The organism is Streptosporangium sp. NBC_01469, assembly GCF_036227305.1.
Lineage (GTDB): Bacteria > Actinomycetota > Actinomycetes > Streptosporangiales > Streptosporangiaceae > Streptosporangium.
In genome coordinates, this window is the sequence record NZ_CP109465.1 from 3,641,804 (window position 1) to 3,667,504 (window position 25,701).

Annotated in this window: 23 protein-coding genes; 17 read left to right on the forward strand and 6 right to left on the reverse strand. The window is 69.1% G+C overall.

Translation table 11 applies throughout. The features are described from left to right. The first annotated feature begins 151 nt into the window (after positions 1-151). From OG587_RS16450 to OG587_RS16465, 4 genes are read left to right on the forward strand one after another with little or no spacing between them, the layout of a single operon-like run. On the forward strand, positions 152-1,276 hold the full coding sequence (locus OG587_RS16450; protein ID WP_329091214.1) for a polyamine ABC transporter substrate-binding protein: 1,125 nt from the start codon (positions 152-154) through the stop codon (positions 1,274-1,276). Between the two features lie 29 nt (positions 1,277-1,305). Further along, positions 1,306-2,157 (forward strand): ABC transporter permease, encoded by an 852-nt coding sequence (locus tag OG587_RS16455; RefSeq protein WP_329091216.1) that lies wholly within the window; start codon positions 1,306-1,308, stop codon positions 2,155-2,157. Continuing rightward, the gene (locus OG587_RS16460; RefSeq protein WP_329091218.1) at positions 2,150-2,923 is read left to right on the forward strand and encodes an ABC transporter permease; all 774 of its coding nucleotides are present in this window, start codon (positions 2,150-2,152) and stop codon (positions 2,921-2,923) included. The genes OG587_RS16455 and OG587_RS16460 overlap by 8 nt, the downstream gene beginning before the upstream one ends. Continuing rightward, positions 2,923-3,948 (forward strand): ABC transporter ATP-binding protein, encoded by a 1,026-nt coding sequence (locus OG587_RS16465; protein WP_329091220.1) that lies wholly within the window; start codon positions 2,923-2,925, stop codon positions 3,946-3,948. Before OG587_RS16460 ends, OG587_RS16465 begins: the two co-directional genes overlap by 1 nt. Here OG587_RS16465 and OG587_RS16470 read toward each other — a convergent pair. Beyond that, positions 3,942-4,550: a TetR/AcrR family transcriptional regulator gene (locus OG587_RS16470; RefSeq protein ID WP_329091222.1), complete on the reverse strand. Its 609-nt coding sequence runs from the start codon at positions 4,548-4,550 to the stop codon at positions 3,942-3,944. The two genes, OG587_RS16465 and OG587_RS16470, sit on opposite strands and share 7 nt — an antisense overlap. A gap of 124 nt (positions 4,551-4,674) precedes the next feature. Between OG587_RS16470 and OG587_RS16475 the strand changes: the two genes are divergently transcribed. The 6 genes from OG587_RS16475 (at position 4,675) to OG587_RS16500 (ending at position 11,931) form a co-directional block, all read left to right on the forward strand. Next, entirely contained in the window at positions 4,675-5,946 is a 1,272-nt protein-coding gene (locus tag OG587_RS16475) for a glycosyltransferase (RefSeq protein WP_329091224.1), read from the forward strand. A 34-nt stretch (positions 5,947-5,980) separates the two neighbouring features. Beyond that, positions 5,981-7,387, forward strand: coding sequence for an aminobutyraldehyde dehydrogenase (locus OG587_RS16480; protein ID WP_329091226.1), 1,407 nt, complete (start codon positions 5,981-5,983; stop codon positions 7,385-7,387). Between the two features lie 197 nt (positions 7,388-7,584). Continuing rightward, positions 7,585-10,554: a sensor histidine kinase gene (locus OG587_RS16485; protein ID WP_329091227.1), complete on the forward strand. Its 2,970-nt coding sequence runs from the start codon at positions 7,585-7,587 to the stop codon at positions 10,552-10,554. Next, a complete protein-coding gene (locus tag OG587_RS16490; protein ID WP_030906232.1) occupies positions 10,551-10,973 on the forward strand; it encodes a roadblock/LC7 domain-containing protein in 423 nt (140 codons plus the stop codon). The genes OG587_RS16485 and OG587_RS16490 overlap by 4 nt, the downstream gene beginning before the upstream one ends. A gap of 9 nt (positions 10,974-10,982) precedes the next feature. Next, positions 10,983-11,384 carry a DUF742 domain-containing protein gene (locus OG587_RS16495; RefSeq protein WP_329091231.1) on the forward strand — a complete coding sequence of 134 codons (402 nt, stop codon included), beginning with the start codon at positions 10,983-10,985 and terminating at the stop codon, positions 11,382-11,384. Between the two features lie 7 nt (positions 11,385-11,391). After that, entirely contained in the window at positions 11,392-11,931 is a 540-nt protein-coding gene (locus OG587_RS16500; RefSeq protein ID WP_329091233.1) for a GTP-binding protein, read from the forward strand. A gap of 498 nt (positions 11,932-12,429) precedes the next feature. On the opposite strand, the gene OG587_RS16505 is transcribed toward OG587_RS16500, so the two are convergent. The 5 genes from OG587_RS16505 to OG587_RS16525 form a co-directional block, all read right to left on the reverse strand. Then, the gene (locus OG587_RS16505) at positions 12,430-13,434 is read right to left on the reverse strand and encodes a methyltransferase (protein ID WP_329091235.1); all 1,005 of its coding nucleotides are present in this window, start codon (positions 13,432-13,434) and stop codon (positions 12,430-12,432) included. A 65-nt stretch (positions 13,435-13,499) separates the two neighbouring features. Next, on the reverse strand, positions 13,500-14,282 hold the full coding sequence (locus OG587_RS16510; RefSeq protein ID WP_329091238.1) for an ABC transporter ATP-binding protein: 783 nt from the start codon (positions 14,280-14,282) through the stop codon (positions 13,500-13,502). A 9-nt stretch (positions 14,283-14,291) separates the two neighbouring features. Then, on the reverse strand, positions 14,292-15,083 hold the full coding sequence (locus tag OG587_RS16515) for an ABC transporter permease (protein ID WP_329091240.1): 792 nt from the start codon (positions 15,081-15,083) through the stop codon (positions 14,292-14,294). Continuing rightward, positions 15,083-15,871 (reverse strand): ABC transporter permease, encoded by a 789-nt coding sequence (locus tag OG587_RS16520; protein WP_329091242.1) that lies wholly within the window; start codon positions 15,869-15,871, stop codon positions 15,083-15,085. Before OG587_RS16520 ends, OG587_RS16515 begins: the two co-directional genes overlap by 1 nt. After that, positions 15,868-16,854 carry an ABC transporter substrate-binding protein gene (locus tag OG587_RS16525; protein WP_329091244.1) on the reverse strand — a complete coding sequence of 329 codons (987 nt, stop codon included), beginning with the start codon at positions 16,852-16,854 and terminating at the stop codon, positions 15,868-15,870. The genes OG587_RS16520 and OG587_RS16525 overlap by 4 nt, the downstream gene beginning before the upstream one ends. 500 nt (positions 16,855-17,354) lie before the next feature. Here OG587_RS16525 and OG587_RS16530 point away from each other — a divergent pair, with 500 nt between their 5' ends. The 7 genes from OG587_RS16530 (at position 17,355) to OG587_RS16560 (ending at position 25,636) form a co-directional block, all read left to right on the forward strand. After that, positions 17,355-20,531 (forward strand): nitrate- and nitrite sensing domain-containing protein, encoded by a 3,177-nt coding sequence (locus OG587_RS16530; protein ID WP_329091246.1) that lies wholly within the window; start codon positions 17,355-17,357, stop codon positions 20,529-20,531. Positions 20,532-20,574: 43 nt separating this feature from the next. Continuing rightward, entirely contained in the window at positions 20,575-20,988 is a 414-nt protein-coding gene (locus OG587_RS16535) for a roadblock/LC7 domain-containing protein (RefSeq protein WP_326646986.1), read from the forward strand. Between the two features lie 174 nt (positions 20,989-21,162). Beyond that, a complete protein-coding gene (locus OG587_RS16540) occupies positions 21,163-21,471 on the forward strand; it encodes a DUF742 domain-containing protein (protein WP_443075584.1) in 309 nt (102 codons plus the stop codon). Continuing rightward, positions 21,452-22,045 carry a GTP-binding protein gene (locus OG587_RS16545; RefSeq protein WP_329091247.1) on the forward strand — a complete coding sequence of 198 codons (594 nt, stop codon included), beginning with the start codon at positions 21,452-21,454 and terminating at the stop codon, positions 22,043-22,045. The genes OG587_RS16540 and OG587_RS16545 overlap by 20 nt, the downstream gene beginning before the upstream one ends. Before the next feature lie 85 nt (positions 22,046-22,130). Next, positions 22,131-23,690: a signal recognition particle protein gene (ffh, locus tag OG587_RS16550; protein WP_329091249.1), complete on the forward strand. Its 1,560-nt coding sequence runs from the start codon at positions 22,131-22,133 to the stop codon at positions 23,688-23,690. Positions 23,691-24,888: 1,198 nt separating this feature from the next. Further along, entirely contained in the window at positions 24,889-25,392 is a 504-nt protein-coding gene (gene rpsP / locus OG587_RS16555) for a 30S ribosomal protein S16 (RefSeq protein WP_329091250.1), read from the forward strand. 1 nt (position 25,393) lies between these two features. Beyond that, a complete protein-coding gene (locus OG587_RS16560) occupies positions 25,394-25,636 on the forward strand; it encodes an RNA-binding protein (RefSeq protein WP_329091253.1) in 243 nt (80 codons plus the stop codon). Positions 25,637-25,701: the final 65 nt, after the last annotated feature.

The following is a 25,701-nucleotide window of genomic DNA, read 5'->3' on the forward strand; positions in this document are numbered from 1 at the left end:
AGGATTTAACAAACGGATCAAACTTTCCAGTGGTGATGTCGGGGGAAGTCTTGCTCAAGTTAATGTTGACTGCAACACTCCTGCTTTGGTCTGCCGTGTCCCTTACGGCCGGTCTACCCCACTTACACTGAATTCTGAAGGAGTAGCGGCCGTGTCCCGCACTCGGTACACCCGTCGTCTTCCGGCCGCCGCCCTGGCCGCCGGTCTCGCGCTCGCAGTCTCGGCATGTGGAGGGGAGGCCGCGGACACCGCTGCCGCGCCCGCCGCCAGTGCCTCGTCGGCGCAGCTCAACCCCAACGCCGATCTCTCCAAGCAGAGCGTCACCATCTCCGTCTGGGCGGGCTACACGCCCACCGACCTGCCCCAGCGGATCAAGGACAACCTCAAGACCACCCTCAAGGTGACGGAGCACGCCACCAACGAGGACATCATGGCGAAGCTCACCGCCGGCGCCGACACCGGTCTCGACGTGGCCTTCGTCTCCGGCCAGTACGCCCAGGCGCTCAACGAGGCCGGGCTGCTGGAGCCGATCCACCCCGAGCTGATCCCGAACCTCGCGAACCTCTATCCCGAGGCCAAGGAGCTGTCCTACGACAAGGGCAACGTCTTCTCGGTCCCCTACACCTGGGGCACCACGGGCATCTGCTACCGCACCGACCTGGTGAATACCCCGCCGACGAGTTGGAACGATATTCTCAACCCGCCGGCCGAGGCGCTCAAGAAGGTCACCATGATGACCACCGAGCGCTGGCTCGCCCTTCCCGCCATCAAGGCGCTCGGCTACTCGGTCAACACCAGGAGCGACGAGGAGCTCGCCAAGGTCAAGGCGAAGCTTGAGGAGGCGAAGCCGAAGCTGCTCAAGTACGAGGACGTCACCTTCGGCGACATGCTCAAGAGCGGCGAGATCGTGATGGCCGAGGCGTGGGACGGCTGGTGCCCGACCACCGAGAAGAACATCAAGTTCGTGATCCCGAAGGAGGGCAGCGACCTGTGGGTGGACACCATGGTCGTGCTGAAGTCCTCCAAGAACAAGGAGGCGGGGCACGCCTTCATCAACTACATCCTGGACCCGAAGGTCCACGGCTGGGCCGCGGAGAACATCCTCTACAAGGTCCCGAACAAGGCCGCGATGGACGCGATGGACCCCAAGCTCAAGGCTGACAACGCCCCGCTGCAGATGACCCCCTCCGACCTGCTCAAGGGCGAGTCGATCATCGACCTGGGTGAGGACTCGGTCAAGTTCGGCCGGCTCTCGACCGAGGTCACGGCGAAGTAGTGACACGCTCCACCGTTTCCGGCGCGTCCGTGAGATCGCGGGCGCGCCGGTCGCGTGCCCTGGGAAGGCTCGTCTTCCTGGGGCCCGGCCTGACCTATCTGCTCGTCCTCCTGCTGGTACCGCTCGCCCTGCTCATCGCTTTCACGGTGTTCCGCAGGGGCCGGTTCGGCGGGGTGGTCTACGAGGTCACGGGCGAGAACTTCGCCCGGCTGCTCGACCCGCTCTATCTGGAGATCGTGCTCGGCTCGCTGAAGCTGGCCACGATCGCCACGCTGATCGCCCTGCTGATCGGCTACCCGACGGCCTACCTGATCGCCCAGCTCCCGCGTAAGTGGAAGACGATCGCCCTGGTGGCGATCGTGCTGCCGTTCTGGACCAACTTCCTGGTCCGCATCTACGCCTGGATCATCCTGCTGAGCGGCCCCGGCCTGGTCAACAGCACCCTGCTGGACCTGGGGCTGATCGACAAGCCGCTGGAGCTGCTCTACAACCAGGGCACCATCGTCACCGGCCTGGTCTACTCGTACCTGCCGCTGATGGTCCTGCCGCTGTACGCGGCGATCGAGAAGCTCGACCCGCAGCTGCGCGAGGCCTCGGCCAACCTCGGCGCCTCACCGGCCCGCACGTTCGCGTCGGTGACGCTGCCGCTCACCCTGCCGGCCGTGTTCACCGGCTGCCTGTTCGTCTTCGTGCCGAGCTTCGGCAACTTCATCATCCCCGAACTGCTCGGCGGCGGCCGTTCCATCATGGTCGGCAACCTGATCAGGGACCAGTTCCTCAAGGCGCGCGACTGGCCGTTCGGATCCACCCTCATGCTGGCGCTGCTCGCCGTGCTGATCATCCTGCTGCTCCTGCAGGCCTGGAGTGCCCGACGTGCGTAGATCACGCCTGCTGTACGTCCCCTTCTGGGCGGCCTACGTCTTCCTCTACACGCCGATCGTCGTGCTCGTCGTGATGTCGTTCAACGCCGGCGAGTCCCCCTACGTCTACGAGGGCTTCAGCCTGGACTGGTACGGCGTTCTCGCCCAGAACGCCAAGATCCGCGAGGGGCTGGTCAACACCCTCATCGTGGCCGTCGGCTCCACCGCGCTGGCCACGGTGCTCGGCACCCTGCTGGCGGTGGGCCTGGCCCGGCACACCAGGTCGCGGACGCTGGACGCGCTGGGCGTGCTGCCCGCGGTCCTGCCCGACCTGGTGCTGGCCATCGGGCTGCTGGTGTTCTACGCCACGATCAAGTCGACCCTCGGACTGCACTCGGTGCTGCTGGCCCACACGGTGTTCGGCATGGCGTTCGTGACCGCGGTGGTCCGCACCCGCCTCACCGGCGCCGACACCTCCCTGGAGGAGGCGTCCAGGGACCTGGGGGCGACGCCGTTCACCACGTTCCTGCGGGTCACGCTGCCGCAGCTGGCGCCGGGCATCCTGGCGGGCGCGCTGCTGGCGTTCACGCTCTCGATCGACGAGTTCGTCATCGCGTACTTCACGGCGGCGCCCACCACGCCGACCCTGCCCATCGTCATCTACTCAATGGTCCGCTTCGGGGTCACCCCCGAGATCAACGCGCTGGCCACGCTGCTGCTGCTGGTGAGCTTCACCGCGGTCATCGTGACCCAGCGGATGACCCGACTGACGGAGTCGCTGTCCTAATGCTGAAGATCACAGGTGTCAGCCGCCGGTTCGGTGACGTCACGGCGCTGTCGGACGTCTCCCTGGAGATCCGGCAGGGCGAGTTCTTCGCGCTGCTCGGCCCCAGCGGCTGCGGCAAGACGACGCTCCTGCGGATCCTGGCGGGCTTCGAGTCACCCGACGAGGGCTCCGTCACGCTCGACGGCGACGACCTGCTCGGCCAGGCGGCCCACCGCCGCCCGGTCAACCTGATGTTCCAGTCGTACGCGCTGTTCCCGCACATGACCGTGGCGAAGAACGTCGCGTACGGCCTGGAGAGGGAGCGGCTGGGCCGGGCGGAGGTCCGCCGCCGGGTCGGCGAGGTGCTGGAGAAGGTCGGGCTGGACACCATGGCCGGGCGCAAACCGCAGCAGCTGTCCGGCGGCCAGCGGCAGCGGGTCGCGCTGGCCCGCGCGATCGTGAAGCGGCCGCGCCTGCTGCTGCTCGACGAGCCGCTGTCCGCGCTGGACAAGAAGGTGCGCGCGGAGATGCAGCTGGAGCTCAAGCGGCTGCAGAACGAGGTCGGCATCACCTTCGTCGTGGTCACCCACGACCAGGAGGAGGCCATGTCGCTCGCCGACAGGATCGCGGTCTTCCACGCGGGCTCGGTCGAGCAGGTGGACGCCCCGGTGGAGCTGTACGAGCGCCCGCGCACCCCGTTCGTCGCCGACTTCGTGGGGGCCAACAACATCTTCCCCGGCAGGGCCTGCTCGGTCGGCCTGGCCGGCGACGGGCTCGGCGTGCTTCCCGGGGTGTCGAACCTGCCCGACGGCACGCCCGCGCTGCTCGCCGTACGGCCGGAGCGGCTCAGGCTGGGTGCCGAGGGGGTGCTGCGCGGCGAGGTCGTCGACGTGAGCTTCTACGGCGGCGTCTCGCACGTGTCGGTCCAGGTGAACGGGCGTGCCACGCCCGTCCTGGTGGCCACTCCGGGGGCCACGCAGGTCCAGGCGGGTTCCCTCGTCGCGCTCAGCTGGGCGGACGACGACGGAGTGCTGATTCCTCAATGAGAAGACTTGAGCGGGTTGTTCGTCGCGGTCCTGGCGTAGTCGAGGATGAGTTCCGCCGCCTCCTGCGGGCCGATCACCGGGTGGCGGGCCGTTATGCGATAGCCGTACGCGTCCTCGAGCGCGACCAGGTTGCGGGCGATGGGCAGGGAGTCGCCGGACAGCCTGAAGGTCTCCAGGGCGGCCCCGGTGTCGAGGATGCTCTGGTAGAGCGAGACCTGGCGGTCGTAGAGGGTGGTCAGCAGGAGCGCGTACATCCTGTTGCGGGGCGCGGCGCCGCCGAGCTCGTTGAGCAGCCGGACGTCCGGGTCGTCCGGGCCGTGCGGCAGCCCCGAGCGGATGGTCACGACGAGCTTCTCCGCGGGGTCGCGCATGCCGCTGATCCGCTTGAGTCTCTGCTCGTAGAAGCGCTCCATCCCGGAGTGGTGGGCGTCGACGAGCAGCTCGCTGAGGCGCGGGTAGTGGTAGAGGACCGCTCCGGAGGTGAGACCGGCCTCCTCGGCGACGTGGTTGAGGTGCACCCCCTCGGTGCCGTGCCGGATGATCGCCCGATGTGCGGCCGCGATGAGATCCAGGCGCCGGTCCGCCCGTCCCTTGCGCGTCATATTCCCCCGCTCGTTGAAAACCACGCTCTGTGCCGGGGTCCATAGTGTCCCTTTCCCAGCGTTTTTGCCAGCCGAGAATTGAATCATTCTTCAAATTCGCAACCTCTAGACGCAAGGAGGCGTGATGTCTCTCACGATCCTGTTCATGCCGGAGAGTGCCTACGGGCCCACGAACAACTGCATCGGCATCGGTGACATTCTTCGTAAGCGCGGACATCGAGTCGTTTTCGCAGCTGAGGCCTCCTGGAAGGGGAAATTGGAGGCCCTCGGATTCGAGGAGGACCTCGTCGACCTCGCGCCTCCCTCCGAAGAGGAGCAGGACGCCGGGCAGTTCTGGAAGGACTTCATCAGGGACACCGCCCCCGAATACCGGAAGTCGACCCTGGAGCAGCTGGAGACGGTGACCAAGCCGATCTGGGACGCGCTTATCGACGGCGCCAAGTACTGCGAGCCTCAGCTGAAGGCGATTATCGAGCGCGTCCGGCCGGACGTCATCGTCGAGGACAACGTCATCACCTTCCCGGCGCTGCTCACGGCGGGCAAGCCGTTCGTCCGCATCGTGTCCTGCAACCCGCTGGAGGTGCGCGGTGAGGGCGTCGCCCCGGTCTTCTCCGGGCTGCCCGCCGACGACCGCTCCGAGTGGGGCGCCTTCAACGCCGAGTACGACCGCACCCACCGCGAGATCTGGACCGCCTTCAACGAGTGGGTCGTCGAGCAGGGCGCCCGCCCGCTGCCGGACCTGGACTTCATCCACGAGGGCGACCTCAACCTGTACGTCTTCCCGGAGATCGCCGACTACACCGAGGCCCGCCCGCTGGGCGACTCCTGGCACCGCCTGGACTCCTCGGTGCGCGAGACGGACGGCGGCTTCGAGCTCCCCGAGTCGCTGGCCGGGCGGGAGGGGCCGCTGGTCTACTTCTCGCTGGGCTCGCTCGGCTCGGCGGACGTCGGCCTCATGCAGCGGGTCATCGACGTGCTGGGCACCACCCCGTACCGCTTCATCGTCTCCATGGGCCCGCTGCACGAGGAGATCAAGCTGGCCGGCAACATGTGGGGCGCCGAGTTCGTCCCGCAGACGAAGATCATTCCGCTGGTCGACCTGGTCATCACGCACGGCGGCAACAACACCACCACCGAGGCGCTGCACTTCGGCAAGCCGATGATCCTGCTGCCCCTGTTCTGGGACCAGTACGACAACGCGCAGCGCGTCCACGAGCTCGGCTACGGCGTGCGCCTGGCCACCTACACCTTCTCCGACGAGGAGCTGACCGGCGCGCTGGACAGGCTTCTGGGCGACACCGCCCTCCGCGAGCGCCTGGCCGCCGCGGGCGAGGAGATCCGCGGCCGGGACGGCCTGCGCAGGGCGGCCGACCTGATCGAGCGGGCCGGCGCCTGACGGCTCTCCGCACCACCACGACAAGGGAAGTTCCATGGGCAAGTTGATCAATCCGGCGACCGGCGACCTTCTGCGGGAGGTGGCCGAGACCTCGATCGAGGAGGTGGCCGTCGCCGTGCGGCGGGCCCGCGCGGCGTTCGAGGAGTGGAGCACGGCGACCCCGGCCGAACGGTCCAGGGTGCTGCTGCGCTTCGCCGACCTCGTCGAGGCCGACGCCGAGGAGCTCACCCGGCTGGAGGTCATCGAGACCGGCAAGCCCGCGGCGGTCTTCCGCGACGGCGAGCTGCCGTTCGCGGCCGACAACCTCCGCTTCTTCGCCGGTGCGGCCCGCTCGCTGGACGGCACCGGCGCGGGGGTGCTCAGCTCCGGCTACACCTCGGTGCTGGTACGGCGCCCGGTGGGGGTCGTCGGATCGATCGCCCCCTGGAACTTCCCCCTGGTCATGGGGGTGTGGAAGATCGGCCCCGCGCTCGCGGCGGGGAACGCCGTGGTCATCAAGCCCGCCCCGCAGACGCCGGGCACCACGCTCAGGATGGCGGAGCTGTTCGCCCGCGCCGGCGCGCCCGACGGCCTGCTCCAGGTCGTCCTGGGTGACGCCGAGGTGGGCGAGGCGCTCGTCGCCGATCCGGGCGTCGACATGGTGAGCGTCACGGGCTCCACCGCGACCGGCCGCGCCGTCATGCGCGGCGCCACCGGCTCCCTGAAGCGGGTCCACCTGGAGCTCGGCGGCAAGGCCCCGGCGCTGGTCTTCGGCGACGCGGACCTGTCCGAGATGGCGAGGGGCGTCGCGATGGGCGCCACCTACAACACCGGCCAGGACTGCACCGCCGCGACCCGCGTCTACATCTCCCGCGACGTGTACGACGAGGCCGTCGAGGCGCTCCACGCGACGCTGGCCCAGATCACGGTGGGCGACCCCTGGGACCCGGCCACCGACATCGGCCCGCTGATCTCCGCCGGGCACCGCGACCGCGTGCACGGCTTCGTCGAGCGCGCCGTCGCCGCGGGCGCCTCCGTGCTCCACGGCGGTGTCCCGCTCGAAGGGCCCGGGTTCTACTATCCGCCCACCCTGATTTCGGGCGCCGCGCAGGATAGTGAGATCGTTCAGGGTGAGCTTTTCGGCCCGGTGCTTGTGGCCCTGCCCTTCGACGGTGAGGACGAGGCGGTACGGCTCGCCAACGACACCCCCTACGGGCTGGCCTCCTCGGTCTGGTCCAGGGACGTGGCGAGGGCGCTGCGCGTCTCGCACCGGCTCGACGTGGGCGTGACCTGGGTGAACGACCATCTGCCCATCGCGTCCGAGGCGCCGCACGGCGGGGTCAAGGGAAGTGGCTTCGGCAAGGATATGAGTCAGGAGGCGGTTCAGGAATACTCTGTGACCCGCCATCTGATGATCAAGCACCAGGCTCCGGAGGTGAGGGATTCCTTCCGGCCGGCCTGAAAGCTTTGACGCCGTATGTCCCTTTTGCGGGGATATGTCGGCACTTACTCCATTCGAAGTGACATAAAGGATGTGCTCAAATTGCTTCCGCCGCTTCCAAATCCGGCGAGGGGTTACGTAGGCCAGTGATGACACAAGACCGCCGGAGCCACCGCGCGTCAGGGGTGGGCAGTCGACTCCTGCCGGCGAACTGGCGCGTGCGTCCCCGTCTGGTCGCGCTGATCCTGCTCCCGACCGCCGCGGCCGTGCTCCTCACCGGCCTCCAGCTCACCACGGCCCTGTCCACGGCCAACGAGTACCGCCGGATGACCGAGGTCGCCTCGCTGGTCGAGTCGCTCGGAACCCTCTCGCACGAGATGGCCGAGGAGCGCGACCTCACCGCCTGGTGGATCGCCCTCACCAACCGCACCAACCTCGGCAAGGTCACGGAACAGCGCGAGGTGGTCGACCGGAGCAGTGCCCAGGCGCTGGCCGCCATGGACGCCCTCGACGCGTCGCAGGCCACCCGCGTCCGCACCGAGGTCGCCCAGATCCGCCGCTGGCTCAACGGGCTCCCCGGCCTGCGCAGGCTGATGACCGAGGGAAGCGTGCTCCCCCGCGCGGCCCTCGGCATGTACACGCGGATGATCACCGACTTCACCACCCTCCACGACGACCTGGGCCGCAGCGGCGGCGACGAGCGCCTCATCGGAGACGCGCTCGCGCTGGGCGCGCTGACCCGGGCCAAGGAGCAGGTCGCCAGGCAGCGGGGCACCCTCCTGGTCAGCTTCCTGGACCGCAAGTTCGACTTCGACGACCCCGCCGACCTCCTCGGCGCGTACCGGAGCCAGCTGGCCGAGGAGAACTCCTTCCGCGCCACCGCCTCCGCCAACGACATCAAGGCCTTCCGCGACGCGGTCAACGGTCCCAAGGTCGACCAGGCCGACTCCATGCGCGCTCTCGTCATGTCTCTCATGCGCGAGAACAAGCCGCTGGAGCGGATCGGCCGGGGCTGGCTCATAAGCGCCACCAACTGGTACGGGGCCTCCACCTCGATCGTGGACGGCATGCGGACCGTCGAGCGCCGCCTGGCGTCCGCGGTCGTCTCCCGCAGCCAGGAGATGGAGAGCGCCGAGCAGCGCAGCGCGGTGATCTCCGGTGCCTCGATCCTGGTCCTGCTGGTGCTGATCCTGCTCATCACCGCCTGGGTGGCCGGCACGCTCGTCCGGCCGCTGCGCAGACTGCGCAGCGAGGCGCTCGAGGTGGCCGACACCCGGCTGCCCGAGACCGTCCGGGTGCTGCGGGAGTCCGGAGACCAGGCCCCGCAGATCGAGGTGCCCTCCATCGGAGTGGTCTCTCGCGACGAGATCGGGGAAGTGGCCCGAGCCTTCGACGAGGTCCACCGCGAGGCCATCCGGCTCGCCGGTGACGAGGCCCGCCTGCGCAGCAACATCAACGCGATGTTCGTCAACCTCTCCCGCCGCACCCAGTCGCTGGTGGAACGGCAGATCGACCTCATCGACGACCTGGAGCAGGGCGAGCAGGACGAGGGGCGGCTGGGCAGCCTCTTCAAGCTGGACCACCTGGCCACCCGCATGCGCCGCAACTCCGAGAACCTCCTGGTCCTCGCCGGCCAGGAGCAGAGCCGCCGGTGGAGCGAGCCGGTACCGCTCAGCGACGTGGTCCGCGCCTCGCTGTCGGAGGTCGAGAACTACGAGCGGGTCAACCTCCGGGTCGAGTCGGGAATCTCGATCATCGGCCAGGCCGTCAACGACATCGTCCACCTGATCGCGGAGCTCGTCGAGAACGCGATCTTCTTCTCGCCGCAGGACACCAAGATCACGGTGACCAGCAACGGCAACGAGATGGGCGCCGTCATCCTGGCGGTCACCGACTCCGGCATCGGCATGAACGACGAGGAACTGGCCGAGGCCAACCGCCGCCTGGCCGAGCCCCCCGCGGTGGACCTGTCGGTCTCCCGCCGGATGGGCCTGTTCGTGGTCGGCCGGCTGGCCATGCGCCACGGCATCAGGGTCCAGCTCAGGCGCCCGGAGGCCGGCGGCCTCAGCGCCGTCGTGCTCCTGCCGGTGCAGGTGGTGGCCCAGTCCACGATGATGCCCGAGCTGGCGCTGTCGGGACAGAGCATGCCGTCCGGCTCCTTCGGCGGCCAGTCGAACTCGTTCGGCTCCATGTCCATCCAGGACCCGTTCGCCTCGGTGAACCCCGACCCGTTCGGCTCCGCCCCGAACCCGGACCCGTTCGGGACCGGTGCGGGGCGCGGCGGCCGGCCGCAGGCAGGTCTCGGGACGCCGCCCGCGCAGGCGCCTCCCCAGGTGCCGGCGCCGACGTCCGGGGACCTGTGGTCGGGGCCGGTGGTGCCCGCCTCGGCGGTGGAGGACCTGTGGTCGTCCCCGCTGGCGTCGACCGCGCCGCCGTCGTTCCCCTCGGCCTGGCCGGATCCGCCCGCGATCGACCCCTGGACGCCGCACCGGCTGGAACCGGTGGAGAGCACCCAGGCCCTTCCCGTGGTCGAGGTACCGCCGACGGAACCGGAGCCCGAGGAGTTCCTGCCGATCTTCGCGGCGGTGGGATCCGACTGGTTCCGCAGCGGCGCGTCCGCCGCTCCCGAGCCGGAGCAGGAGGTCGCTCCCGAGCCCGTGGCCGAGGTCAGGCCACGGCCGCTGGAGCAGCGGGTCAGGCGGGGTCCGCAGGGGCTGGAGACCCAGAACATCCCGCAGATCACGCATTCCTCGCCGCCGTCCCAGCAGCAGCAGCCCAGGCCACCGCAGCAGCAGGCGCCGCCGCTGCCGCAGCGGGCGCCTCAGCAGCAGCAGCAGCAACAGCAGCAACAGCAGCAGCAGCAGGCGCAGCCGCTCAGGCCGGCCGAGCCCGCGGCCGAGAGGCAGCCGTGGAGCACCCCGTCCGATCAGGGCTGGGCCGCCGCCGAGGTCGCCAAGAAGCCCGTGGAGGGCGGCGTGACCGGAGCGGGCCTTCCCAAGCGGGTGCCCAAGGCGAACCTCGTTCCCGGAGCCGCCTCGGCGGCCCCGGCGGCTCCGGCCCCCCCGATGCCGCCGATATCGGCGGAACGGGTGCGCAGCCGTCTGTCCAGTTTCCAGCAAGGCGTACGGCAGGGACGCGCTGAGATGAGCGAGCGCGCCAACGCCGTCGAGGGAGAGAACCAGCAGTGAACAACCAACTCAGCCAGGCCGCTCGCGGTTTCAACTGGCTGATCACCGAGTTCGTCAAGGAGATGCCCGGAGTGGCGCACGCGGTGATCGTCTCCGCGGACGGGCTCCCGCTGGCCTACTCCCAGGGTTTCCCCAAGGACAGGGCGGACCAGCTCGCCGCGATCACGGCCGGCCTGATCAGCCTCACCCAGGGTGCCTCGCGGGTGTTCGAGGGCGGTCCTGTGGCACAGACGGTGATCGAGATGCAGCGGGGCCTCCTGCTGACCATGTCGATCAGCGATGGTTCCGCGCTGGCCGTGCTGGCCTCGCCGGACTGCGACATGGGCCTAGTGGCCTACCAGATGACACTGCTCGCAGAGCGTGCCGGACAGGCGCTCACGCCTGCGCTCCGTGCCGAACTGCAGTCGGTTCAGCGATAGGGGGGTGATATGGACGCACCAGGTTGGCGCGGCCCGGGGGACGACCCCCCGAGCGCGCCTCAGGCCAAGAGCGGGCGAGATCGTTTGATTCGTCCGTATGCTGTGACCGGGGGCAGGACCGCTCCCCGGATGCAGCTCGCTCTCGAGGCGCTGGTCTCCTCGGCGACGTTCGCGGGCGTGGACCCCACCACGCTCTCCACGGAATATCAGGCGATCATCTCGTTGTCCCGGCAGGTGCGCTCGGTTGCCGAGCTCTCCGCCCTGTTGCGCATGCCTCTCGGCGTGACCCGGGTGTTGATCGCGGACATGGCGGCCGAGGGCCTGGTGCAGATCCACCAGCCGTCGCTGGATGCGGGTAAGCCGGATCTCAATTTGCTTGAAAGGGTGCTCAGTGGGCTTCGCAGGCTCTGACGCCGGCATGACGTCGACGAAGATCGTCGTTGCCGGCGGGTTCGGTGTCGGCAAGACGACCTTCGTCGGTGCGGTCTCCGAGATCATGCCGCTGACCACGGAAGCGGTGATGACAGAGGCGAGTGCGGACGTCGACGACCTCTCGCACATCCCGACAAAGCGAACCACCACGGTCGCGATGGACTTCGGCCGTGTCTCGCTGGACCGCGATCTGATCCTGTACCTGTTCGGTACGCCGGGTCAGCACCGGTTCTGGTTCATGTGGGACGACCTCGTGAAGGGCGCGATCGGTGCGATCGTGCTCGTCGACACCCGGCGGCTGGCCGACAGCTTTCCGGCGATCGACTACTTCGAGGAGGCCGGCCTGCCGTTCGTCGTGGCCCTCAACGGGTTCGGCGGATCGCACGTCCACGGTGAGGAGGAGGTGCGGGAGGCTCTGACGATCTCCCCGCACATCCCCGTCGTCCGGACCGACGCCCGGTCCCGCGACGCCGTGAAGTCGACCTTGATCACCTTGGTCGAGCACGTCCTGACGCTCAGGGTCTGACGTCACACGCTGTGGACCCCGTCCCTCCAGGGACGGGGTCCACAGCCGTTTCCGGCCGGGGGCGGTGTCCCGGGTCTCCGGACCGGGAGACATTCCCCCATTTGATAAGCCCATCCGAAACCAGCTGACAAAGCATGTCCTAAAGCGATCGAATTCGGTGAGGGCGGAGATTCGCGCGGTGGGTTCCCGGCCGCGGACGCGTCGCGTGCCCGATCGAAGGCGCGGCACCGTGATTCTGCCCGGCACGCCGACGGCACTCGGCGGTAATCGATCACATGGCCACCGATTTCACGGTGGTCATTTCTGTTTTGTGCGAAAAGCGGGTCCGGGGGAAAGCAAGCCGGCGCGAAGGCGGGTCCGTGAGAAAGCCGGTTCGTGTGAAGGCAGCTCCGCGTGAAAGCGGCTCCGTGCGATAGGCGGCTTCATGCGAAAGGCGGATGAAACAGCGGCGGCCGGTGGCGTGAACCTCACGCCACCGGCCGCCGCTGTTCGCGATTCCTACATCGGCAGAGCCTCGACTATGGAGGAACCGCCGGGAAGCTCTATCTGCCGGTTGAGCTGGAAACCGGACTTGCCCAGGAGCTCCGCGTACTCGGAGGTGCTGCGCTCCATACCCTCGCCGAACAGGGCGAGCATCCGCATGTCGACGTCCTTGCTGATGTGCGGCCGGTCGTCGTCCGGGACCACGAACTCCACGATGAGCACCCGGCCGTCGTCGGGGATGACCTCCCTGACGTTGCGCAGGATCCGTACGGAGTCCTCGTCGGACCAGTTGTGGATCACGCTGCTCAGCAGGTAGGCGTCCCCTCCGGGGGGCACGGAGGCGAAGAAGTCGCCGTCGACGAAACTACACCGGTCTTCAAGACCGACCTCGGTGAAGAACTCGCGAGCCCCGCTGACCACGCGTTCCTGGTCGAACAGCACCCCGCTGAGATCTGAGTGCTCCTTCAGTACGGCGGCCAGGATGTGTCCCTTGCCGCCGGCCACGTCCACCAGGGTCCGCACGCCGGAGAAGTCGTAACGGGAGGCCACGGCGTCCGCGAACGGCTGTGCCCTGACCACCATGTAGTCGTCGAACAGCGCGCCCGCCTCGGGGTTGGCCTTGAGGTACCCGTAGAGCGGTCCGTGCCGCTCGACGAAACCCGACCTCCCGGTGCGCACGGTCTGCTGGACCTTGCCCATGCCGTACCAGAAGCCGTCCTCGTAGATCATCCGTACGGCGGAGCGCAGCGAGTTGGGCGTGTCGTCGCGGAGGGTGGCACCCGCCTCGGTCAGCTCGTACGTGCCGGGCGCGGCCGTCGCGACCATGCCCATGGAGGCGAGCTGGCGCAGTACCCTGCCCAGCGCGGGCGCGTTGGCGCCGCAGCGCAGCGCGAGCTCGTCGACGGTGAGGGCGCCGTCTCGCAGGTGGTCGGCGCAGCCCAGCTCGGCCATCGTGGCCAGGGCGGCGAAACGGGAGACACCGCCGATCGCATCCCAGACCGGTGCCTGTGGGTCGCTCATGGAAATCCTCTCTTCTCCGGTGTGCGGTCCGGAGGGGAAGCCGTGGTTCTGGAGGTGGGGTCGTCTCAGGGAGTCGAGGCCGACGGGCTGCGCATGCCGCGTACCAGGCGGCCGACCTCGGCGCGCAGGTGCACGAAGTCGGGGTGCTCGCGGGTGGTGATCTGGTCGCGCGGTCCGGGCAGGTTCACGCGCAGGTCGCCCACGATCCCGGCGGGGGACTTGGACAGGACCACGACGCGGTCACCGACGTAGACGCTCTCGTCGATGTCGTGGGTGATCAGCACGATGGTCATGTTGTGCAGGCCGCGGACCCGCAGGGTCAGGTCCTCCAGGTCCTCGCGGGTCTGGGCGTCGACGGAGCCGAAGGGCTCGTCCATCAGCAGCAGGGCGGGCCGGTAGGCCAGCGCGCGGGCGATGGACACCCGCTGCTGCATACCGCCGGAGAGCTGCCACGGGTACTTGGCCGTGGCGCCCTGCAGCCCGACCTCCTCCAGCGCCTCCAGCGCCGACTCCCTGCGCCGCTGCTTGTCCAGGCCCTTGCGGCGCAGCGGGAGCGAGACGTTGTCGGCCACCGACATCCAGGGGAACAGGGACCTGCTGTAGTCCTGGAACACCACGGCCAGGTTGTCGGGTGTCTGCTCCACGCGGGTGCCGTTGAGCGTGACCTGGCCGCCGCTGGGCCGGATCAGCCCCGCGATGGAGCGCAGCAGGGTGGACTTGCCGCATCCGGAGGGGCCGACGACGCACACCAGCTCACCCTGGGCGACCTTCAGGTTGATGCCGCCCAGCGCGTTGTGCGCGGTCGGCCCGCTGCCGTAGGTATGGGAAAGGTTCGTGATTTCGAGCACAGCAGGTCCTCAGGTCGTCTGCTTGGCGGATCGGTGCCAGGACAGGACACGTCGCTCGGCCGCCAGGAACGCCGAGTTGAGCGCGTATCCCAGGACGCCGAGCACCACGATGGTCGCCCACACGCCGGGGAAGTCGTACGACCTCTGGGCGTCCAGGAGCTGGAAGCCGATCCCGTCGGTGCTGCCGATCAGCTCGGAGAGCACCATGAGGATCAGCGCCAGTGACAGGCTGACCCGGAGCCCGGCGAAGATCTTCGGCATGGCCGAGGGCAGGATGATCCGGAACAGCCGCTCGCGGCCCGTCAGCCCGAAGACGCTCGCGGTGTCCAGGTGCTGGCGGTCGACGTGCCTGGCCCCCTCGCAGGCGTTGATCAGGACCGGCCACACGATGCCGAACGCGATGAAGTTGATCTGCATTCGGGGGCCGATGGCGAACAGCGCCAGGAACAACGCCAGCAGCATGGGCGGGGGAATGGCGCGGGCGAACTGCACCAGGGGGTCGACGAGGCGGAAGAGCAGCGGGGAGCGGCCCAGCGCGACCCCGAGGGCGATCCCGACGACCCCGGCCAGCACCCATCCGGCCAGCAGCCGGCCGATGCTCGCGGGGATGTTCTCCAGCGCCGCGTCGGTGAGCCAGAGCCGCTCCGCGGGGCCGGTCAGCCACATCGTGTACGCGCTGGCCGCGATCTGCGACGGAGGCGGGAAGCTCAGTATCTCCAGGTAGCGGGTGAGCAACTCCCACAGCACCACGACGACCGGGACCGGCCACAGCCGGCCGACGGCGCGCAGCGGGCCGTTCATCACACCACCTCCGTACGGGCGGTGTGCCAGCGGAAGAGCCGCCGCTCCGCGAGCACGAACAGGCCGTTGGTGACCACGCCGATGACCCCGGCCCAGATGGCGGCGGCGATGACGTACTGCGTCGCGTCCACGCCGCCCGCGCTCTCCAGGACGTAGCTGCCGATGCCGTCGGCGCCGCCGCCGATCAGCTCCGCGCTGATCGCCACGATGAGCGCGATCGCCGACGCCAGCCGGACCCCGGTGGCGATGAAGGGCGCGGTGCTCGGCAGGGAGACCCGCCACAGCACGGCCGGCTTCCCGAACCCGAAGCTGCGGAGCGTCTCCTTGGCGAGCGGGTCGACGTCCTTGAGGCCGTACATCGTGTTGATCAGGACGGGCCAGGTCGCCGCGTAGACGACCAGGGTGACCTTCATGTCGAACCTGTCGGAGAACACGGCGAGTGCCAGCGGGATCAGCGCGATCGACGGGATCGGACGCAGGAACTCCACGATCGGCCGCAGCGCGCGCTCCACGCGGGGCAGGCTGCCGAGCAGGAACCCGGCGGGCACCGCGATCGCGACCGTGAGCAGCAGCCCGGTCGCCCACACGCCGAGGGTCGAGACGACGTCGGAGAGGAACTCCCCGTCCGTCACAAGAGTGACCGCCCGGCCGAGCACCGTGGAGGCCAGCGGGAACGCGAGCGGGTCGATCAGCCCGGCCCGGCCCGCGCCCTCCATGACACAGAACAGCCCCGCGACGCCGATGGCGCCGCAGAGCAGTCTGCTGTCGAGCGGGTTGCGCCGTGTCACCCGAGGTTTCCGGGGAGGATGGTCTTGGCCTGGAGCGGGCTCGTGAGGTAGCCCTGCTCGAGCATGAGGTCGGCGACCCGCTGCAGGCGGGTCTCGTCGAGGCTGGTGGGGAAGGAGCCGAGCGTGATGACGGCCGCGGTCGCCGCGTCGATCTTGGTGTAGGTCGGCAGGATCTCCTCGACGGCCTTGCGGTCGGTGGCGGCGATCTGCTGGGCCTTGGCGACGGCACGCTGGAAGGCGGCGACCGTCTTGGGGTTCTCGGAGGCGAACTTCTCGGTGACGGCCACTCCCGCGATGGGGAAGTCGGCGGTGGAGTCGACCATCGTGTCGGCGAGCTTCTGGGCGCCGAGGGCCTTCTGCACCGCGGTCAGGGCCGGCTCCGTCATCCAGGCGGCGTCGACGGTCTTGCTGGCCAGCTGGGCCCCCATCTCAGGGAAGGGGAACTCCACGAACTCCACGTCCTTCTCGGTGAGGCCGTGCGTCTTGAGCACCGTGGTCACCGCGAGGGTGCCGATGTTCTGCTTGCTGTTGACCGCGACCTTCTTGCCCTTGAGGTCCGCCGGCGTCTTGATCCCGGAGTCCTTCGGCACCATGAGGTTGAACGAGTTCGGGGCGGCCTGGTAGAGGTCAGAGATGATCTTCATCTTCTGGCCCTTGGAGACGGCGAGGAAGGTGGAGACGTAGTTCGTCTGCGTGGCGTCCAGGGTGCCGCCGATGAGGCCCTGCTGGGCCTGGGCGCCGCCGGGCACCACCTCGATCTCGACGGTGAGCCCCTCCTCTTTGAAGAAGCCCCTCTTGTTGGCGATGTAGAGCGCGGCCGAGTCGGGAATCGGCAGCGCCCCCATCTTGATGCTGGTCTTCTCGAGGCCCCCCGCGTTCGCGGAGGTGGTGTCAGCGGGGGTGTCAGAGCTTCCGCAGGCACTCAGCGCGAGGGCGGCGGCCACTCCTGCGATGACGGCCCGGCTCGCAAGTTTGAACCTCATGGGTCTCCTTAGCTGCATTTGACCGCCCCTGCCGGAACTCGCGGTAACTCATCGGGCGACATGGAGGGGGTCCCGGGAGGCATGTTGGTCAAGGGGGGTATGCCGACCGCGGATCAGAGTAGCGGAGTAGATCAGTCAAATTACAAATATCACCTCTTTCGCCCCTATCGTCCCGAAGCCACAAAACGGCCATAGGAGCCCCAGTTGCCACACCCGTTATCAATCGCGAGATGGGCAGGCGTAGCGGGCGTCGCGAAAGATGTCAATAAATCTGTTTGGCAACTTTGCGGAAGTTTGTGGTTACAGGACGGAGAGTCGTCGCCCGGTTGCGGGTGCTGTGTACCCGTTAAGTAGAGAATGCGAGTTATGTGCTGTTGGCCGAACTGATCCGGCTGTGCTCCAATAACCCCTACCCCATGGATGCGTCGGCGTCACTCGCACATCATTGCGTGACGCGATCCCCTCCAAGCAGACGATCCGAGGAGAGGCAGCGGAGGCCAGTGAGGACAGCGTCAATCCCCAGCGAACGCGAATCCGGGCTGGCACCTGCCCTGGGATTCGACAACCAGGGGAGGCGGCCGCAGAGCGGCCCGGGTCAGGACCTCGACGGTCGCGACTCCGAGAAGTCCGCGAGGAACGGCGGCAAGCTAGCGCTCAAGAACTGGCGGGTGAGATCGCGGCTGATCGCGCTCATCGTCATTCCCACGGTCGCCGCGATCGTGCTGGGCGGCCTGCGGGTCACCACCTCGATCAGCAGCGCCGCCGAGTACGAGCGCGTGCGCACCACCGCCGAACTCACCGCCGGGCTCAGCAACCTGGTCAACGAACTGCAGCTTGAGCGGGACCTGTCAGCCCGGTACGTGGCACAGGGCCGCCCGACCACCGGCAGGTCGAACCTGCGCAAGCAGTACGACGAGGTCGACGAGGTCGTCGGGCAGGTGAGCTCTCGCGTCAACGCGGCCATGGCCGACAGCGGCCTCCTGGCGGCCCTCGGCACCCGGGGCGAGACCGAGCTCACCCAGATCCGCCGCCGCATCGACGAGCTCAAGAGCGCGCGCGAACTGGCCTCGGGCACGGCCACCCAGCTGCCGGCCCAGCCCACGATCGCCATGTACTCCCGTACCATCGTGGACCTGCTGGCCCTGCACGACGAGATCATCCAGGGCGTCTCCGACCAGGAGCTCACCAGCGGCGCGGCCGCGTTCGCCGCGCTGACCAGGGCGAAGGAGCAGGCGTCCAGGGAGCGGGCGAACCTCGCCGCCGCCCTCGCCGTCAGGGAGTTCAGCGCCGAGGGCCTCGACGCCATGCTGGCCGCCCGCGCGCAGTTCGAAGGTGAGCTCGCGACCTTCCGCTCCGAGGCGTCGATCGAACAGCGCCAGCTCTACGACGACACGGTCAGCAGCCAGAAGAAGGACCGCGCGTCGGCTCTGCGAGCCCGCGCCGTCTTCATGGCGCTCAACGGCCTGCCGCTGAGGAACGTCGACGTCTCCAGAAGCGGGCTCGGCGACCAGTCGACCTGGCTCGACGCCTCCACCGACGTCATCGAGCGCATGCGCACGGTGGAGGAACAGGTCGCCAACACCCTCATCATGCAGAGCAGCGTCCTGCAGGCGTCCGAGCAGCGCGGCGCGCTGATCGCCGCGGGGCTGAGCGGGCTGCTCCTCCTCCTCGTCCTGATCGTCACCGCCGTCATGGCGCGGTCGCTGGTCAGGCCGCTGCGCAGGCTCCGCACCGAGGCGCTGTCCATCGCCGGCCAGCGTCTCCCCGAGACCGTCCAGAGCATGCGCGAGAGCGGCGAGGTCTCGACCACCGACATCGCCCCGATCGGCGTCGCCTCCGACGACGAGATCGGTGAGGTGGCGCGGGCCTTCGACGAGGTCCACCGCGAGGCCGTGCGACTGGCGGGCCAGGAGGCCACGCTGCGGAGCAACGTCAACTCGATGTTCGTCAACCTCTCCCGGCGCAGCCAGACCCTGGTCGAGCGCCAGCTCTCCCTCATCGAGAGCCTGGAGCAGGGCGAGCAGGACGAGGGCCGGCTCGGCAGCCTCTTCCGCCTTGACCACCTCGCCACCCGCATGCGCCGCAACTCCGAGAACCTCCTGGTCCTCGCAGGCCAGGAACCCGCCCGCCGGTGGAGCCAGCCGGTCCCGCTCATCGACGTGGTCCGCGCCTCGCTGTCGGAGGTCGAGAACTACGAGCGGGTGGACCTGCAGCTGTCCGCGGGCGTGTCCGTGGCGGGCACCTCCGTCAACGACATCGTCCACCTGATCGCGGAGCTCGTGGAGAACGCGATCTCCTTCTCCCCCCGCGAGACCAAGGTCATCGTCTCCAGCAACCGCATCGACGGCGGCGGAGTGATGGTCTCGGTGACCGACATCGGCATCGGCATGACCGCCGAGGAGCTCTCCCAGGCGAACTGGCGGCTGGCCAACCCGCCGGTGGTGGACGTCTCCGTCTCCCGCCGGATGGGTCTGTTCGTGGTCGGCCGCCTCGCCCTGAGGCACGGCATCCGCGTCCAGCTCAGGCAGCAGGACAGCGGCGGCCTGACCGCGATGGTCCTGCTCCCGGAGAACCTGCTCGCCGTCACCAACCGTCCGGGCGGGCCCTCCCCCAGCATGCAGAGCGGCGACTGGGCCGGGTCCATGGCCTCCATGGACCGCCCGCCCGTGCTGGCCAGCCCCACCTCCCCCCCGATACCGTCCTTCGCCTCGTTCGAGGCCGCCCACCAGAACTCGTTCGCCTCCTTCGACCTGGGGCAGCAGTTCAACTCCTTCGAGGCCTCGCAGCCTCCCTTCGGAGGCGGCCAGTTCGGGCAGGCGCCCGTCGACACCCCCTGGCCGGGACAGGTACCGCCGCCCGGCGCCGACCCCAACCACGGCTGGCCGAACGCCTCCCAGCCCGACCCCTCGGGGTGGCGGCAGGGACAGGGCGGACCTCGCGGCGACGCGGGGACGTGGTCCGGAGGCCAGGGCGCGCCCCCACGCGGCGACGCCCCCGTCTGGCCCGGCGGGCAGCAGCAGCAGAGCAGGGACAGCGGCTCCGACGTCTGGTCGACCTCCTCGCGCGGCGACTCCGGGGGATGGCCGTCCACCGGCAACTCCGGCTCGTTCGGGCGACGCGTCTTCGACCCGGCGGACAACACCGGCCCGCTGCCGGTGATCCCCGACTCCTCGCCCATGGAAGAGGCGAAGGAGGAGTTCCTGCCGATCTTCGCGGCCGTCGAGTCCGACTGGTTCAGGAAGGTCGAGCCGGCCCACGCCGTCCAGGAGCGGGTCGAAGAGGTCCCCGAGGCCCAGGCCGTCCAGGAGACCGTCCAGCTCTCGCAGCCGGCCGCCCCCGCACAGGGGAGCGGCGGCTGGTCGTCACCCGCGGACGTGGGCTGGCAGGCGGCCAAGGCCGCCAGCGAACCCTCACTCGGCGGGATCACCGGTTCCGGGCTGCCCAAGCGGGTGCCCAAGGCGAACCTGGTACCCGGTACGGCCGCGCCCGACCTGAGCGCGGCCCCGCAAGCTCCCGTGCACCGGCCGACGGTCTCTCCGGAGGCGGTGCGCAGCAGGCTGGCGAGCTTCCAGCAGGGAGTACGGCAGGGGCGCGCGGCCGCCAGAGGCGGAGCCGGAGACGGGCGGCCGTATCCCGACTTCGGCCGGGACGTTGAAGGAAACAAGGAGGACCGGTGAGCGAGCTCATCATGGTCGCCAAGGAGGATGACACGTGCGCGAAATGAGCCAGGCCGCCCGGGGGGTCAATTGGCTGATCACCGACTTTGTGAACAACGTCCCAGGTGTGGCGCACACGGTCGTCGTGTCAGCCGACGGTCTGCCGTTGGCGTATTCGGACGGATTTCCCAGGGACAGGGCGGACCAGCTGGCCGCGGTCGCGGCCGGTTTGATCAGCCTGACCCAGGGGGCCTCACGGGTTTTCGAGGGCGGGGCGGTCACCCAGACCGTGGTGGAGATGCAGCGAGGGCTGCTTCTCATCATGTCGATCAGTGACGGTTCCTGTCTGGCGGTGCTGGCCGCCGCCGACTGTGACATGGGGCTGGTGGCCTACCAGATGACGATGCTCGTCGAGCGGGCAGGTCAGGTGCTGACCCCGGCCGTCCGCGCGGAACTGCAGTCTTCCCACTCACGGTGACGGCGATGACGCTAGGAGGCTGCCGTGGCAGGCCGCGGCTGGACTGGTGAGGGCGACCCGCTCGGCGGGTATCCCTATCAATCAATGGACGACCCCCATCGGCATCAGGGCGGTCCTTCCCATCTCATGCACCCGGCGCCGTCGGAGCAGAGCTCCCTCGTTCGCCCGTATGCCGTGACCGGGGGGCGTACCGCCCCCCGGACCCAACTCGCCCTGGAGGCCCTGGTCTCCTCGGCGACCTCCATACATCATGATTTATCCACCCGCACCCCGGAGTATCAGGCGATCAGTGCTCTGTGCCGGCAAGTGCGCTCGGTCGCTGAGATCTCCGCGATGCTCCGCATCCCGCTCGGCGTGACCCGGATCCTGGTGGCCGACATGGCCGCCGAGGGCCTGGTGCAGATCCACCAGCCGCAGCTGGACGCGGGTAAGCCGGATCTCAACCTGCTGGAAAGGGTGCTCAGTGGACTTCGCAGGCTCTAGCCGCGGCGGCGGCCTGACATCGACGAAAATCGTCGTCGCGGGTGGGTTCGGCGTCGGCAAGACCACGTTCGTGGGGGCGGTGTCGGAGATCGTGCCGCTGACCACGGAGGCGGTGATGACCGACGCCAGTGCCGGGATCGACGATCTCGGCCTCACACCGAACAAGACCACCACCACGGTCGCGATGGACTTCGGCCGTGTCTCGCTGGACCGTGACCTGATCCTGTACCTGTTCGGTACGCCGGGTCAGCATCGGTTCTGGTTCATGTGGGACGACCTGGTCCGCGGCGCGATCGGCGCGATCGTGCTCGTCGACACCCGGCGGCTGGCCGACAGCTTCCCGGCGATCGACTACTTCGAGGAGGCCAAGCTCCCCTTCGTCGTCGCGGTCAACGGCTGGGACGGCACCTATCTCCACGGCGAGGAGGAGGTACGCGAGGCGCTGACACTGGCGCCCCACATCCCCATCTCCCGGACCGACGCCCGCTCGCGCGACGCGGTGAAGGCCACGCTCATCACGCTTGTCGAGCACGCGCTCACCATGCGGATGGCCGTCCCCGGCTGGGGTCGCTGACCGCGGGAGGGCGTCAGTCGCACCTCCCAGCGGATAGGCTGGGAGGTCGAGTCGCAGACCTGTAGCGCAGAGGCTGGCCAATCACGTGTTCGAGACGCTTTCCGACCGGCTGACATCGGTCTTCTCCTCCCTTCGATCCAAGGGTCGGCTGTCCGAGGCCGACATCGACGCGACCTGCCGCGAGATCCGCATCGCGCTGCTCGAGGCCGACGTCGCGTTGCCCGTGGTCAAGGCGTTCGTCGCCCAGGTCAAGGAGCGCGCCCGCGGCGTCGAGGTCTCCCAGGCGCTGAACCCGGCGCAGCAGGTCGTGAAGATCGTCAATGACGAGCTCATCGAGATCCTCGGCGGTGAGACCCGGCGGCTTCGCTACGCGAAGAACCCGCCGACCGTCATCATGCTCGCGGGCCTGCAGGGCGCGGGCAAGACGACCCTGGCCGGCAAGCTCGCCCGCTGGCTGCGGGAGCAGAACCACACGCCGCTGCTGGTCGCCGCCGACCTCCAGCGGCCCAACGCCGTCCAGCAGCTCTCGGTCGTGGCCGAGCGCGCGGGTGTCGCGGTCTACGCGCCCGAGCCGGGCAACGGCGTCGGCGACCCGGTCGTGGTGGCCCGCCAGTCGATCGACCACGCCAGGCGGCAGCAGCACGACATCGTCATCATCGACACCGCGGGCCGCCTGGGCATCGACCAGGAGCTGATGAGGCAGGCGGCCGACATCCGCGACGCGGTCTCGCCCGACGAGGTCCTGTTCGTCGTCGACGCCATGATCGGCCAGGACGCCGTCTCCACGGCCCAGGCCTTCATGGAGGGCGTGGGCTTCGACGGCGTCGTGCTGACCAAGCTCGACGGCGACGCCCGCGGTGGCGCCGCCCTGTCGGTCCGGCACATCACCGGCAGGCCGATCATGTTCGCCTCCACCGGTGAGAAGCTCGAGGACTTCGACGCCTTCCACCCCGACCGGATGGCGTCGCGCATCCTCGACATGGGTGACATCCTCACCCTGATCGAGCAGGCCCAGAAGACCTTCGACGAGACCGAAGCCGCCAAGATGGCGAGCAAGCTCACCTCGGGCGAGGGCTTCACTCTGGAGGACTTCCTCGAGCAGATGATGATGGTCCAGAAGATGGGCCCCATCAAGAACCTGCTCGGGATGATGCCCGGCATGGGGCAGATGCGCGAGCAGCTCAACCAGGTCGACGACCGCGACCTCGACCGCATCGCCGCCATCATCCGCTCGATGACCCCCGCCGAGCGCCACAACCCGAAGATGATCGACGGCTCCCGCCGCGCCCGCATCGCCAAGGGCTCCGGCGTGACGGTGACCGAGGTGAGCGGCCTGGTCACCCGCTTCTTCGACGCCCAGAAGATGATGAAGCGGATGGCCGGCGGCATGGGCATCCCCGGCATGCCGGGTGGTCGCAAGGCCGGCAAGGCCGCGCAGAAGAAGGCGGCCAAGGGACGCAGGGTCAGCGGTGACCCGCGCAAGGCGGCGCTCGGCAAGGCCGCCCCCGACAAGACCGACGAGCCCGCGACCCCCGCGGGCAACGGTCTCCTCGGCAAGCTGGGCTCCCGGCAGCAGTTGCCGCCGGGCCTGGAGCTGCCGCCGGGCTTCGACCCCTCGAAGTTCAAGCTCCCCGGCCAGAAATGAGCGACGACGGGTTCCACACTCGGGCCAGGTGGATCTGGGTGATCATTGTTGTGGGGTTCGTCCTCGTCGCCGTGCTCGAGCTTCTCGGGGTGCGCCCCAAGTAGTGCTCCCGCCCCTCCCATCCGTACGGTGAGTACAGCGGGAGCGGCAGGGGCGCCAGGAGCGACGGCCGGGACGGCGAGGACGGCGAGTACACGGACCGGGCGGGCGCTCCCGGCGGGATCGGGATCCCCGACGGGGCCGGGAATCCCAGCGGGACCGGGATCACCGGCGAGGCGGGCGTTTCCGGCAGGACCACGGTTCCCCGCGGGAACGGTGCCCCGGGTACGGCCTCCGGCATGAGGGGATCCTCGGGCCACGCGGACGCTCCGAGCGGGCCGGGGAGGATCGGTGCCCCCAGCCGCGTGGCGACCCGGGGCGGCACCGGTGTCAGGGGCGGAGTGGCCGCCCCAGGCCGTGCGAGGGTTCCCGGCGGGAGCTGAGCTCCCGGCAGAACGGGCGTTCCAGGCTGTTCCGGCGATCCCCAGGGGGTCTGGGAGTGCCCGGGGGCGCGGTCGTCGTGACCGGTCCCGATCCCGGGGTTCCCGAAGGTTCTTGGGGCGCGGGAGATTTCGGTGGTCCCGGTGGTCCCGGTGGTCCCGGTGGTCCCGGTGGTCCCGGTGGTCCCGGTGGTCCCGGTGGTCCCGGTGGTCCCGGTGGTCCCGGTGGTCCCGGGGAGCCCGAGGAGTCCTGGAAGTCCTGGAAGTCCTGAAGTGTCGGGGGGCCCCGAGGTTCCCGAGGTTTCTTCGAGGGGTCCGGCGGGGGACGAGACGGGCGCCGGGGACACGTCGGCCTGGCCCGCCGGGGTCGTCGCCCTGATGGCCAGCACCGCGCCCAGCACGATGATGGATCCGGTCGCGGTCAGCAGCAGAGATCTGAGGGTGGTTGCCACGGCGGCCATTTAGCGCACCAGGCCGGCCCGCCGGGGGTCCCGGACACACGGGGATTACCGAGATTTGCCCTCCGGCCGCCGTACCGGATGGCCGCGGGTTGGCCGGGCACTCCCGCACGTCTGGCACAATGACATGTTGGAACATCGTGACACGTGGTTGCCCTCTCACTCCCGCGTGCCATGCCTGTCCCTCGAACGGTCCTCTCCTCGTGCCCCACTCGATGAGACGCCGCTCACCCACGCTCTAATGCAGGAGAGACCACACCAGTGGCAGTCAAGATCAAGCTCAAGCGGCTCGGCATGATCCGCAACCCGCAGTACCGCATCGTCATCGCCGACAGCCGCACCAAGCGCGACGGCCGGGCGATCGAGGAGATCGGCCTGTACCACCCGAAGGAGAACCCCTCGCGCATCGAGGTCGACTCCGACAGGGCGGCCTACTGGCTGGGTGTCGGCGCGCAGCCGACCGAGCCCGTGCTCAAGCTCCTCAAGCTCACCGGCGACTGGCAGAAGTTCAAGGGCGAGCCGGCTCCGGCTCCGCTCCTGGTCGCCGAGCCCAAGGCCGACCGTCACGCCGTCTACGAGGCCGCGGCCAAGGAGGCGCTCTCCCTGGAGGCCGCCACCACGCCGAAGAAGTCGACCCGCAAGGCGGCTCCCAAGGCTGAAGAGGCTCCGAAGGCCGCAGAGGCCCCCAAGGCCGAAGAGGCCGCCGCCGAGACCCCGGCTGAGCCCACCGCGGCCGCCGAGGAGAAGCCGGAAGGCGAGGCCTGAGGTGCTCGAGGAGGCCCTCGAGCACCTGGTGAAGGGCATCGTCGAGCATCCTGACGACGTCCAGGTTCACGCTCGCCGCATCCGCAGCGGGCGTGTGCTTGAGGTCCGGGTCCACCCCGAGGACCTCGGTAAGGTCATCGGTCGCGGCGGCCGTACGGCCAAGGCGCTTCGCACGGTCGTGAACGCCCTCGGCGACGGCAAGTACGTCCGGGTCGATCTGCTCGACCTGAACGAGGCCCGCTAGCCAGCGAGACACGTCCATCGAGCGAACGGGCCACCCGCCCAGTGTGGGTGGCCCGTCTGCTTTCC